11 protein-coding genes, 1 tRNA gene and 3 pseudogenes are annotated in these 12,540 nt (G+C 51.8%); 7 read left to right on the top strand and 8 right to left on the bottom strand.

Translation table 11 applies throughout. From position 1 onward, the window contains the following. The first annotated feature begins 11 nt into the window (after positions 1–11). The 5 genes and pseudogenes from CWC46_RS22450 to CWC46_RS22430 all read left to right on the top strand — a co-directional run. Entirely contained in the window at positions 12–1,016 is a 1,005-nt protein-coding gene (locus CWC46_RS22450) for a thiamine pyrophosphate-dependent dehydrogenase E1 component subunit alpha (protein ID WP_021014309.1), read from the top strand. 22 nt (positions 1,017–1,038) lie between these two features. Continuing rightward, entirely contained in the window at positions 1,039–2,064 is a 1,026-nt protein-coding gene (locus CWC46_RS22445) for an alpha-ketoacid dehydrogenase subunit beta (protein ID WP_425475094.1), read from the top strand. A 1-nt stretch (position 2,065) separates the two neighbouring features. Continuing rightward, on the top strand, positions 2,066–3,187 hold the full coding sequence (locus CWC46_RS22440) for an acetoin dehydrogenase dihydrolipoyllysine-residue acetyltransferase subunit (RefSeq protein WP_021014311.1): 1,122 nt from the start codon (positions 2,066–2,068) through the stop codon (positions 3,185–3,187). 18 nt (positions 3,188–3,205) lie between these two features. Further along, positions 3,206–4,006 carry a lipoyl protein ligase domain-containing protein gene (locus CWC46_RS22435; protein WP_021014312.1) on the top strand — a complete coding sequence of 267 codons (801 nt, stop codon included), beginning with the start codon at positions 3,206–3,208 and terminating at the stop codon, positions 4,004–4,006. A gap of 121 nt (positions 4,007–4,127) precedes the next feature. After that, positions 4,128–4,328 (top strand): annotated as a pseudogene (locus CWC46_RS22430) (GNAT family N-acetyltransferase); the annotation flags it as partial. 101 nt (positions 4,329–4,429) lie between these two features. Here CWC46_RS22430 and CWC46_RS23435 read toward each other — a convergent pair. The 8 genes and pseudogenes from CWC46_RS23435 to aspA all read right to left on the bottom strand — a co-directional run. Next, positions 4,430–4,895: pseudogene (locus CWC46_RS23435) on the bottom strand (MobC family replication-relaxation protein); the annotation flags it as partial. A 24-nt stretch (positions 4,896–4,919) separates the two neighbouring features. After that, positions 4,920–5,066, bottom strand: a pseudogene (locus tag CWC46_RS22420) (Arm DNA-binding domain-containing protein); the annotation flags it as partial. A gap of 161 nt (positions 5,067–5,227) precedes the next feature. Next, a tRNA-Phe gene (locus CWC46_RS22415) sits at positions 5,228–5,303 on the bottom strand. Between the two features lie 129 nt (positions 5,304–5,432). Beyond that, on the bottom strand, positions 5,433–6,008 hold the full coding sequence (locus CWC46_RS22410) for a transcriptional regulator (RefSeq protein ID WP_021014314.1): 576 nt from the start codon (positions 6,006–6,008) through the stop codon (positions 5,433–5,435). A gap of 45 nt (positions 6,009–6,053) precedes the next feature. Then, positions 6,054–7,781, bottom strand: coding sequence for a protein-disulfide reductase DsbD (locus tag CWC46_RS22405; protein WP_021014315.1), 1,728 nt, complete (start codon positions 7,779–7,781; stop codon positions 6,054–6,056). Beyond that, a complete protein-coding gene (gene cutA, locus CWC46_RS22400; RefSeq protein ID WP_021014316.1) occupies positions 7,757–8,089 on the bottom strand; it encodes a divalent cation tolerance protein CutA in 333 nt (110 codons plus the stop codon). Before cutA ends, CWC46_RS22405 begins: the two co-directional genes overlap by 25 nt. Before the next feature lie 100 nt (positions 8,090–8,189). Beyond that, positions 8,190–9,491: an anaerobic C4-dicarboxylate transporter gene (locus CWC46_RS22395; protein ID WP_021014317.1), complete on the bottom strand. Its 1,302-nt coding sequence runs from the start codon at positions 9,489–9,491 to the stop codon at positions 8,190–8,192. 205 nt (positions 9,492–9,696) lie between these two features. Continuing rightward, complete coding sequence (aspA, locus tag CWC46_RS22390) at positions 9,697–11,136, bottom strand: aspartate ammonia-lyase (RefSeq protein WP_021014318.1); 1,440 nt, start codon at positions 11,134–11,136, stop codon at positions 9,697–9,699. 413 nt (positions 11,137–11,549) lie between these two features. Between aspA and CWC46_RS22385 the strand changes: the two genes are divergently transcribed. Together CWC46_RS22385 and CWC46_RS22380 are read left to right on the top strand one after the other, a co-directional pair. Beyond that, positions 11,550–12,044, top strand: a complete 495-nt coding sequence (locus CWC46_RS22385) for an FxsA family protein (RefSeq protein WP_021014319.1) — start codon at positions 11,550–11,552, stop codon at positions 12,042–12,044. Between the two features lie 186 nt (positions 12,045–12,230). After that, a complete protein-coding gene (locus CWC46_RS22380; RefSeq protein WP_021014320.1) occupies positions 12,231–12,524 on the top strand; it encodes a co-chaperone GroES in 294 nt (97 codons plus the stop codon). The last annotated feature ends 16 nt before the right edge of the window (positions 12,525–12,540 follow it).

Genomic DNA, 12,540 nt, shown 5'->3' with positions numbered 1-12,540 from the left:
TGGAGATGGCTATGAACAATACCGATAATAACCCACACTCTGCTTCCCTGCCGCTCACTCGCGAAGCCTTGTTGAGCGCCTATCGCCGCATGCGTACCATCCGAGATTTTGAAGAGCGGCTACACGTCGATTTTTCACGTGGCGACATTCCTGGTTTTGTCCATCTGTATGCTGGCGAAGAGGCGACGGCGGTCGGCATTTTATCCCACCTCACCGATGGCGATCGCATCGCCAGTACCCACCGTGGCCACGGGCACTGCATTGCCAAAGGCGTCGACGTTATCGCCATGATGAAAGAAATTTACGGTAAAACTGGCGGCGCTTGTAACGGCAAGGGCGGCTCAATGCACATTGCTGACCTGAGCAAAGGAATGATGGGCGCCAATGGCATTTTAGGGGCGGGCGCACCGCTGGTGTGCGGCGCGGCGCTGGCAGCCAAATTCCGCGGCAAGGGTGAAATCGGCATCAGCTTCGCTGGCGATGGTGCCGCCAATCAGGGGACGTTTCTCGAAAGCCTGAATCTGGCGGCGGTTTGGAACCTGCCAGTGCTGTTCGTGATCGAGAATAATGGCTATGCCGAAGCTACATCACGCCAGTACGCCACCGCGGTAGATAGTTATGTCGATCGTGCAGCCGGGTTTGGCATCCCCGGCGTCACTGTTGATGGTACAGACTTTTTCGCCGTCTACGAAACCGCCGGTGAGTTGATCCGCCATGCGCGCGCCGGCGGCGGTCCTGCGCTGCTTGAGTGCAAAATGGTGCGCTTCTACGGTCACTTTGAAGGGGATGCGCAAACTTACCGGGCACCGGACGAACTGGAATCGATCCGCAAGCACCAGGACTGCCTGAAGCATTTTATCAACCATGTCCAACAGAGCGGGATCCTCCGCCTTGGAGAGTTACACGCCATCGATCGTGAAGTGGCCGCGCTAATCGAACAGGCGGTACAAGAAGCCAAAGCTGCACCCGATCCCAGCGCCGACGATTTATTAACCGACGTTTATGTCAGCTACTGACGATAATTTCACCCGAAGGAGAATGGACATGGCTCGTAAACTTAGTATGAAGCTCGCTATCAATGAAGCGATAGACCAGGAAATGGCGCGTGATCCCAGCGTGATTATGCTCGGTGAGGATATCGTCGGCGGCATGGGAACCGATGGGGAAAAAGATGCCTGGGGTGGTGTGCTTGGCGTTACCAAAGGGCTATACGCCAAGCATGGCGATCGCCTGCTGGACACCCCGCTGTCAGAATCGGCCTACGTCGGCGCGGCCATCGGTGCCGCCGCTTGCGGTATGCGCCCGATCGCCGAACTGATGTTTATTGACTTCATGGGGGTGTGTTTCGATCAAATTTTCAACCAGGCCGCCAAATTCCGCTATATGTTCGGCGGCAAGGCGCAAACACCAGTGGTGATCCGCGCCATGGTCGGTGCCGGATTTCGCGCCGCCGCGCAGCATTCCCAGATGCTGACGCCGCTGTTTACCCATATTCCCGGATTGAAGGTCATCTGCCCCAGTACGCCGTATGACACCAAGGGGTTGCTGATCCAGTCAATTCGCGATAATGATCCGGTGATCTTCTGCGAACATAAAAATCTGTACGGTATGGAGGGCGACGTCCCCGAGCATCCGTATGCAATCCCATTTGGCGAAGCCAGTATCGTGCGCGACGGTAGCGATGTTTCTATTATCACCTATGGGCTGATGGTGCACCGTGCCCTCGACGCCGCCGCACAGTTGGCGAAACAGGGGGTCAGCGTCGAGATTGTCGATTTGCGCTCGCTCTCGCCACTGGATCTCGATACCGTTATCGAAACGGTAGAAAACACCGGTCGACTGGTGGTAGTGGATGAAGCCCACCCGCGCTGTAACATCGCCACCGACATTATCGCTCAGGTGGTGCAGCATGCGTTCGGCGCACTGAAAGCGCCGCCGCAGATGATTAGCGCCCCGCATACCCCGGTTCCTTTCTCTCCAGCTCTGGAGGACCGCTACCTGCCTGGCGTAGACAGCATTATCAGTGCTGTACAGCGGACGCTTAGTCATAAGGGGGAACGCTGAGATGAGCAATAACACCATTATTCCCGTTGTCATGCCTAAGTGGGGGCTATCAATGCGTGAAGGCACAGTCAATGAATGGCTGGTTGACGAAGGCAGTGAGATCACGCCGGGTATGGCGATTCTCAATGTGGAAACCGACAAAATCGCCAATGCGGTTGAAGCCACCGATGCCGGTATTCTGCGACGCAAAGTGGCAGAACCGGGTGATGTTCTACCGGTGAAAGCCCTACTGGGTGTGCTGGCGCCATCGCAGATCAGCGAGGAGGAAATCAACGCGTTTATCGCCGCCTGGGAAACCCCGCCCGACAGTGAGGAGGAGAGTGAAGACGAGCAGGCGGTCGCTGCTTTTCTCACAGTGAACGGCCTACGTATCCGCTATGCTAGCCGCGGCGCAGGCGAAGAAACCGTGCTGTTTATCCACGGCTTCGGCGGAGATCTGGACAACTGGTTGTTCAACCTGGACGCACTGGCCGAGCACTACCGGGTGATAGCGCTCGATCTGCCAGGACACGGGCAATCAGCCACCCAATTACCGGGTGCTCAATTGAACGATCTGGCTGACTTTATCGCTGCTTTTATGGATGCGCTGTCACTGCCCGCCGCCCACCAGGTGGGCCATTCGCTGGGCGGCGCTATCGCCGCCGAACTGGCGGTTCGTCACCCTGGGCGCGTGCGTTCACTGGCGTTGATCGACAGCGCCGGCTTCGGCCAGGAGATTAATCACTGTTATACCGAAGGCTTTATCAACGCACAGGTGCGCCGGGATCTGAAACCGGTGGTTGAACTGCTGTTTTCCGATCCCGCGCTGGTTAGCCGGCAAATGTTGGACGATCTGCTCAGGTACAAACGGCTGGACGGCGTGGGCGACGCACTCACTGCCTTGCAAAACAGCCTCTTTGCCGATGGCAGGCAAAGCACGCAACCGGGCCTGAAGTTGGATGATGTCGGCATACCACTGCTGTTGATTTGGGGCGCGGAAGATCAGATTATCCCTGTACAACACGCAGAACAGGCGCAGGCGTATGCCAGAGTAGAGATCCTCAGTGCTGCTGGCCATATGCCGCAGATGGAAAGGGCAGCGGAAGTTAACCAGCTACTGCTGCAACATCTGGGCGCTATTTGACAACTGGATGGTGAACGAATGCCGCACTCATCGGCCGCAACCGCACGCTGCGGCCTTTTTCACTGGTTGCACAACCAATTACAGCACTGTGACGATCCCACCGCCGCCGAGGACGAGCTGTTTGGCTATGCGGCGGCGGGCACCGCGGTGGCTAAAATCTGGCAGGCGCCGCAGGCGCTGGTTGTACCGCGTACCTACACCCGCTATGCGCCCTTAGCGCAGGTGCGCCAACGTTTTGCTGCACAGGGTTGCCCCGTTTTCCTGCGCAAATCCGGCGGTGGCCTGGTGCCTCAGGGGCCGGGCATCATCAACCTCAGCCTCGCTTACCCGATACAGCAAAGTCTGGGGGAAGCGGCAACGCCGGTTTATCTTCACCTGTGTGAAATATTGCGGGATACGCTGCAAACCTTTGGCATCGCCAGCCGCTTTCAGTCAGTGAGCGGCTCCTTTTGCGACGGCCGCTTTAACCTGGCCTGTGGCACTGACGCTACAGCGCGAAAAATCTCCGGTACCGCACAATACTGGCGGTCATTGCCCGGACAGGAACCTGGCGAACCACGGTGGCACATCGTGCTGGCACACGCGGTGTTGTTGGTGGCGGTAGACTTGCTCCGGGTACACCAGTGGGCTAATGATTTTGAACAGCAGATTGGCAGCGGTCATCATTATGATGCCGCGAAAACTGTTGATATGGCGGCGCTGATGAATGCCAACCTAGAACGACAGCAGGCTTTATGCCAGCAGGTCAGTGTGGTGCTGGGGGAGATAGTACGCCAGCGGGCAGCACCTTTTGCCACCCGTCAGCCTTTTGCTAGTTAACGGTAAACCTGGTGGCGGGTACTCCCCAGCATGAGGTAAACATACGCTATACCGGCAACTGCACTAGAATTTTCACCTGCTATTCCTTTGGTTCGATTCCCCATGATCTCGATAAATCGTTCAGGGCGTTGGCCGAACGCTGGTAAGGGATGCCGGGCTGCGGGTGATTCAGGTGGCGGAAACTATCGGCATTCGCGGGATGTTGGTTCATGCACTGTCTGATGAAGCGCGGGAATTTTACCTGCGGGTGGGGTTTGAACCTTCACCGATTGACCCGATGATGTTGATGGTGACGTTGGGGGATTTGGTGGGGAGTTTTTAGTTTCAAACTGTGATTATTTTGACCTCCCCTCAAAAAATACGTTGAACTAAAATGGGTGTGCTTACACTTACTGGTGCGTGCCAATAGCTTCAATCGCGATGACCGTTCGGGATCGTTGTCACTCCATCCGGGCGGTGTTTGGTCTGATAACGGCGGCGAAAGGCGGTTCGGTCGCCGTGCAGCCACCCATAAGCGCCTTTTTCTCCAGAATAAGCCGGGCGAGCTGGTTATTAAGGTGATGTTCCAGCATCCAGCCAGTAATTTTGGCAGGTTCAAAACGTGCAGGAAAAACGCCATCCTCAGATGTGATGACAGCGTCCAGCCCGTCACGGGTGATCCCCCTCAGCGCAATTTTTATCGCCTTTTTGTGTTGACGTCATGCTTTTGGATCAACCCCATGCTGATGGCCTTTGCCAGCAGCAGATAAAGCGGCTTATGGTGTTTAAAATCGAAAAGCTGCATCAGGGTCTTAAAATCGCCGTAGGTTTCTTCTTTCAGAAAGGTGAGCAGGACTCGCATCTTTTCGTGACTATGCGCCCGACGCTCACGGTAATCAAAAGTCAGCATACATCCTCCTTCGCTCCTGCCTGTTCGGCTTTCTTTACCGCCAAGGCGATAACGGAAATACCATAGCTTAGCGCCGCTGGTGGATACCGTCAGGTACAGGCCTTGCGAGTCAGTGAGCTTGTAAGATTTTGCGAGAGGTTTCGCGGATCGGACTTTGCTGTCAGTTAACATATGAGGGTCACTCCCGTTCATCGAACTGAATGACCCGCAATCTGACCCACAAATTCCCCGATACGAAGGGATAAATCAAAACGCATCGGAAAAGATTTTTACGCCAACTTATTGAATTACATACACATAGGAATTGATAAGGAGGCATAAAAAAGGAAAGGTGGTGCCCGGACTCGGAATCGAACCAAGGACACGAGGATTTTCAATCCTCTGCTCTACCGACTGAGCTATCCGGGCAACGGGGCGCATTAAACCGTATTGGTGGTGTGGCGTCAACGGCTTTGTGAGCCTGTTTTGGGGAAATAACACTGACTGCCGACTTTTCAGCCAGAGGCGTTGATTTTATTCTGCATCACACACTGTGACTCAGGTCAGCGCCCCATTCTTGCGGCACAATGCCAGGCGTAATACGTCTTCTGCCAGCCGTTTTGCGATGGCAATGTCGGACAACTGACGTTTTACCAGCAATTTGCTAAGACAGCCTTCCAAAATCAATTCCAACTGTTGGGCAACCATCTCGGGATCGTCGGTTTCCAGTGTTTCCAGTAGCGTTTTAGTGTGCTGGTAAGATGCTTTCTTCTGCTGTTCCGCAATCTGGTGAATAGGATGTTCAACATCAGGAAAGAAACTGCATGCCGCAATAAACAGGCAACCAGGATAACGCTGTTGCTGTACCGATTTGTGCAGTACCTGATATCGAGCCAGTAATTTTTGTTGAGTATTGAGCGTGCTGTCCAACAGCACCTGGCGGCGCCAAATATCTACTTGCTGGCTGTGATAACGCAGGCTGTCGTACAGTAACGCTTCGCAGTCTGGCCAGAAAGGACGCAGTTCATCGGTCGTCATATTCAGTCTGTCTGCCAGCATATCCAGCGTTGTGACGGCTAAACCGTGCTGTTCCAGCAAAATAAGTGCGTGTTCCAAAACTTCTTCTCGCTGCATAACGCCTCCTTCTGACGATGGGTATCCGATAACGCGTGCTGTTGTTTATTGCCCCAGTTTGCGCAAATGTAACTGAAATTGTTTGGCATTCATAAAGCCGGTTACCCGTGAACCGGATATTTCTTTGCCACTGGCGTCAAAAAACAAAATAGTGGGTAGGCCGAGTACCTGATATTGCTTCAACAACGCGTTTTGTTCTTTGCTGTTAGCGGTTACATCAATTTGTAGCCGCTGCATTGTTTTCAGGTGCTGTCGGACGGCACTATCGCTGAAGGTATATTTTTCGAATTCCTTGCAGGCGATACACCAGTTTGCATACAGATCGAGCATCGTCGCCCGACCAGAGTGTACCAGTGCCGTCTGTAATTCAGCTCGGTTGCGTACTGGCATAAATAGACTTTTTGTCGATGTGTTGTCCGCTGTCTGGGCCGGAGCAAATAGCCAATCCTGCAACGGGCGCACAGTTACCAATGCAGCCAATAGTAATAATATCTGTATTCCCCGCATCCAGCCTGTGTGGTTTCGTAAGCTGAGGATAAAAGCCCAGCCGAAAAACGTAACACCCAGCAGACTCCATAAGCGTAATCCCCAGTCGTCTCCCAGTACCCGCTCCAGTAGGAACACCGGTAACGCAAGAATAATGAAACCGAATGCTTCTTTAACCGTCACCATCCAGGGGCCGTTTTTGGGCAGTAACCGATTCCCAAATAGTGTCACCACTATCAATGGTAGCCCCATGCCCAATGCATACAGGTAGAGAGAGCCGCCCCCGGCCAGCAGATTACCGCTTTGGGCAATATACAACAGCAGAGCGCTAAGCGGAGCAGTGGTACAGGGCGAGCAGATCAACCCAGCCAACGCTCCCATGGAGAAAATACCTGCCAGAGAGCCTTGTTGCTGCCGGTTGCTCCATTCCACTAGTTTGGTTTGCAATGAAGACGGCAATTGCAGGCTGTAGACCCCGAACATGGAAAGTGCCAGCGCAATAAAAAGCAATGACAGGCCAATGAGCATATACGGGTTTTGCAGTGCAGCCTGAAAGCGCAACCCGGCGGCGGCCACCACCAGACCAAGCATGGTGTAGGTGAGTGCCATACCCTGTACGTAGGTCATGGCGAGTAAAAATGTCCGTCTCGTGGAGAGCCGTTGCTGGTTGCCGAGTAACAGACTGGATATCAACGGATACATCGGCAGTACACACGGTGTAAATGCGACACCAATACCAATCAGCAGAGCCCATAATGGTGAAAACGGCAGTTCGGGTTTCTCAGTGGTGCTGGATGGCGCTTCAGGTTTTGTTTCCGCGCTGGGCAGTGGGTTGGTATTACTTGCGTTGACTGCGCTGAGTGGTACTTCACGGGTCTCCGGTGGATAACAAAATCCGGCATCGGCACATCCCTGATAGGTTACTCTGACCAGCGCGCCTTGCTGGGCGGCAGTCAATGGAATATTCAAGGACAATGGTTGCCGATAAATGGCAACCTCGCCAAAGAATTCGTCCCGATGGCTAATCCCAGCGGGTAAATCTACCTTTCCCAAGGTGGCATTTTTAGCGACCAGCTTGATCTGTTGCTGATAAAGGTAGTAGCCGGAGTGAATCTGCCATTGCAGTGTGAGTTGCGAGCCATGTTGTTGAAAGTCGAAGGCGAATGCTTGATCCACCGGCAAAAATTGTGATTGTGTATTCTGCCCGAATGGGCTCTGTGCCGCAGCGTCAGTGGTGAAAACTGCTGCGCAGAACAGAACAATCAGCGTAAAGATGCGTTGAGCCATGAGAGATAATCGTTGTCACCACCAGTAACCGGTATCACCAGAAGTTCCGGTGTTTGGTAAGGGTGATGTTGCTTTAGGTGATCGATTAGTAACTGCTGATGTTGAGCATCGGTTTTAAGCAGTAACTGAATTTCCTGCTGTCGTTCCAGCCTCCCTTCCCAATGATAGAACGATGTCGCTCCTGGCAGTAACGTGACACAGGCTGTCAGATGGGCTTCCAACGCAGAAGTGGCCAATGCGTGTGCACTGTTTTCGTCGGGGGCGGTACAGAGTACGACAACCGCATCACAGACAATCTGTTCGGACATGGTGACCTCGGCGATGGGAGTTTGAACACCAGACACTATACCTTGCCCGGATGATGAGCGTAAGAGCGGATCGATACCTCAATACCGATCCGCAGACCAATTACAGTACAATATTGCCAAGGATAAATCCGAAGATGACAGAGAGTGTAATTGCCACAACCCCTGGGATCAGGAATGAATGGTTAAACACGAACTTGCCGATACGGGTTGAGCCGGTGTCATCCATTTCGACCGCCGCCAGTAGGGTTGGGTAAGTAGGTAGTACAAACAGCGCTGACACCGCAGCAAAAGAGGCTACCGCCGTCACTGGTGATACGCCGAGCAATAAGGCCGCAGGCATCAGGGCTTTAGTTGTTGCCGCCTGAGAGTAGAGCAGGGTGGCGGCGAAAAACAAAACGACTGCCAGCATCCACGGATAACTTTGCAACAGTGCACCCGCTGTGCTCTGGATATCGGTGATATGTGCTTTCACGAAAGTATCACCCAGCCAGGCCACACCCATAACGCACACGCAGGCACTCATGCCGGATTTGAAGGTACTGGCCGAGAGAACTTGTGCGGTGTCGATTTTACAAGTCAAGCTAATTAGCGTGGCAACGGTCAGCATAAATACCACGATGGCTTCATTCCGCGGCAGTACCGGGTTGCTGATCAGGCCGACAGTATCACTGATGGCTGTGGCATAAAGCACCACGGCGACAATACCGATGAGAAACAGGAGAACAGACAGTTTTGCTCGAGGTTTTAACACCAGTTTACTACTGCCGCGTAGCGTCACTTCGTCTTTGCGAAGGCGTTCCTGATAGACTTCATCGTCTTTTAGATCTTTACCGAGAAAGTTGGTAAGGATGGCCGTTAGCATGATGGCAGTCAGTGTGGTGGGGATGCAGATACCTAGCAGCGCCAAATAACTGACGCCTTTAGGTTCCAGAATGCTTGCCATGAAAACCACAGCAGCAGATATGGGGGAGGCGGTAATGGCAATCTGCGATGCGACGACGGCGATAGAGAGCGGCCGGGAAGGGCGAATACCTTGTTCTTTAGCGACTTCCGCAATGACCGGTAGCGTGGAGAATGCTGTGTGACCGGTTCCTGCCAGCAGCGTCATGAAATAGGTTACTAACGGTGCCAGAAAGGTGACATATTTGGGCTGTTTGCGCAGCAGTTTTTCCGCCAGGCTGACCAGATAATCCATCCCTCCAGCAACCTGCATGGCGGCAATAGCGGCGATAACCGCCATGATGATTTCAATCACGTCAAAAGGAATGACGCCGGGTTTGATGTGGAAACCGAGTGTTAAAACCAGTACGCCAATGCCGCCGGCGAAACCGATCCCGATTCCCCCGAGACGAGCGCCGAGATAAATGGCAAGCAGAACAACAATGAGTTCCATGGTAAGCATGATTATGCTCCTTAATAAGATGGGAAAATTCAAAAATGTTTGTTGCCGCTTATAGTTATCTAGACTAGCCCCTTTGTTTTGATAGATAGCAATTGGGGCAGCGATGGCACCACGGACAATGCCGGGCACACAGCCTATTTACCTTATAGAAAAGGCACGCAGTCGGCGCAGGACTGTCGTGCCTTACATGGCTTATGGCGCGGTCTTATGACGGTTCGTTTTCATCTGTGTAAGGTTTTGCTTTGTAAGCCGGATGCATCAGGTTCTGTATCGAGAAGATGTCATCCAGTTCGGCTTCAGTCAGCAACCCACGCTCCAGTACTACCTCCCGCACGCTCTTACCGGTTTCTGCACAGATTTTTCCCACAATGTCACCATTGTGGTGACCAATGAATGGGTTCAGGTACGTCACAATCCCGATAGAGTTGAACACGTAGGATTCACACACCGATTTATTGGCGGTGATACCACTCACACATTTTTCCAACAGGTTGTAACAAGCGTTGGTCAGGATATGGGTAGATTCAAACATGGCCTGGCCAATGACTGGCTCCATTACGTTAAGCTGTAATTGACCGGCTTCTGCCGCCATAGTGATGCAGGTGTCGTTACCTATGACCTTGAAACACACCTGGTTGACTACTTCGGGTACCACCGGGTTGACTTTGGCTGGCATGATGGATGAACCCGCCTGCAATTGCGGCAGGTTGATTTCATTCAGGCCTGCGCGGGGGCCTGAAGAGAGCAGACGCAGGTCATTACAGATCTTGGAAAGTTTCACCGCCAGGCGTTTCAGTGAACTGTGGACCATGACATAAGCACCACAATCAGAGGTGGCTTCGATCAGATCTTCTGCGGGGATACAAGGCAAACCGCTGACTTCAGCCAGCTTTTGGACCGCCAGATGCTGGTAGCCATCCGGGGTATTCAGCCGGGTACCGATAGCGGTAGCCCCGAGGTTAACCTCCAGTAATAATTCGGCGATACGCAACAGGTTTTTGTTTTCTTCTTTCAGCAATATGTTAAATGCGTGGAACTCTTGTCCCAATGTCATCGGGACGGCATCCTGTAACTGGGTTCTGCCCATTTTCAGAATGTTCTCAAATTCCTTGGCTTTATGTTCAAAGCCTTCACCCAGCTGCGTGACTGCATCAACCAGCTTCAGAATGGCATTGTATATCGAGATGCGGAACCCAGTGGGATAGGCATCATTGGTAGATTGGCATTTGTTGAGATGATCGTTTGGGTTAAGATATTGATATTCCCCTTTTTTGTGTCCCATTAGTTCCAGACCGATGTTGGCCAGCACTTCGTTGGTATTCATGTTGAGAGACGTGCCCGCGCCGCCCTGGAACACATCAACAGGGAACTGGTCCATGCATTTACCATTGTTCAGCACCTCATCACAGGCTTTGACAATAATATCGGCAATCTGGTGGGGAATGGTCTTCAGCTCCTTGTTTGCCAATGCTGCGGCTTTTTTAACCATCACCATACCGCGCACAAACTCGGGAACATCGCTGATTTTCTGGTTGCTGATATAAAAGTTTTCAATAGCTCGGAGGGTGTGAACACCGTAATATGCATCGGCGGGGACTTCTCGGGTACCTAACAGGTCTTCTTCAATACGAATGTTATCTGACATAGAAGCCTTCTCTTATTCTTTTGTCGGTTAGCATTTATGCACACCTATTGTGTTACCGTGGATAACAATTTCAGAATGTTTGACCATAACTGCCTTTGTTATCGTGATGATATTCTGGCTGAGTGAGAAATTTCGTCGAATGGATCACTATCTGTAGATACACGTTCCTCCTTCGCTACGAACTGTGATAATAGTCACGACTTATCACATAAGAGTAAAAAAACTCGTCGCATGCAGGTTGAAAATCCGCTACCGAGCTACCATTTCTTTCATTATATGGTTCGTTATCTTAACGACTGATCGAATCTTTCCTCCAGTCGTTTGTTACGGTGCGTTGTGTAAAATATTACGACGATGTCATTCGGAGGAGTATTTCCTGTTGGCGCATCGAATTTTAACCACAGGAGTTACGGGTGCGCTGGTTACCGTTATTACTGATTTTCTTTTTTACTTACATCGAAGTTTCCATTTTTATTCGGGTCGCCGAAGTCTTTGGTGTGGCGATGACATTACTGTTGGTCGTGTTTACGTCCTGTGTAGGGGTATCCCTGGTTCGTAATCAGGGAATGAGAACCTTTCTCCAGATGCAGCAGAAACTGGAAGCGGGCGAAAGTCCTGCCGTGGAAATGGTAAAAAGTGTATCACTGGTGCTGGCTGGTTTCTTGTTGTTGCTTCCCGGTTTTTTCACCGATTTTCTTGGTTTGATGTTGTTATTGCCACCGGTGCAAAAGCATCTGACACTGAAACTGATGCCTCATCTGTATATCTGGCGCGCTCGTTCCGGAACAGGAACAGGAACCGGCACATCAGGTTCTGAAGGAAATACTTTTGAAGGTGAATATCAGCGGAAGGATAAGGAACATAATGACCGTATCGAACCCCGCGATAATGATCGAGATAATCACTGATATTTGGTTGAATTTAGCTTGCTTTTTGTGCTCTTCGTGAAAAATACAGGTTTAAAGCAAAAAAAATTTATTTCCTCCCTTGAAGCGCATGGAAACGTCCCCACTTACAACTCCACAAGGCCGGGTATGATGGCATATCCGGCGTTTACCTAAACTGATATGGACTTTCTCAAAGGAGAGCTATCAATGAAAATTCGTCCACTACATGATCGCGTAATCGTTAAACGCAAAGAAGTCGAGTCCAAGTCTGCTGGCGGTATCGTTTTAACCGGTTCCGCAGCGGGTAAATCCACTCGTGGTGAAATCTTGGCTATCGGCCATGGCCGCATTTTGGAAAACGGTGAGGTCAAACCGCTGGACGTAAAAGTAGGCGATATCGTTATTTTCAATGATGGCTATGGCGTTAAGGCAGAAAAGATCGACAACGATGAAGTGTTGATCATGTCTGAAAGCGACATTCTGGCAATTGTTGAAGCTTAATCACGTGTAATCATCT

The organism is Prodigiosinella confusarubida, from assembly GCF_002847015.1.
Classification (GTDB): Bacteria; Pseudomonadota; Gammaproteobacteria; order Enterobacterales; family Enterobacteriaceae; genus Prodigiosinella; species Prodigiosinella aquatilis.
Note: the sequence above shows the minus strand (reverse complement) of the source record. Positions and strands in the feature narration are given on the sequence as shown.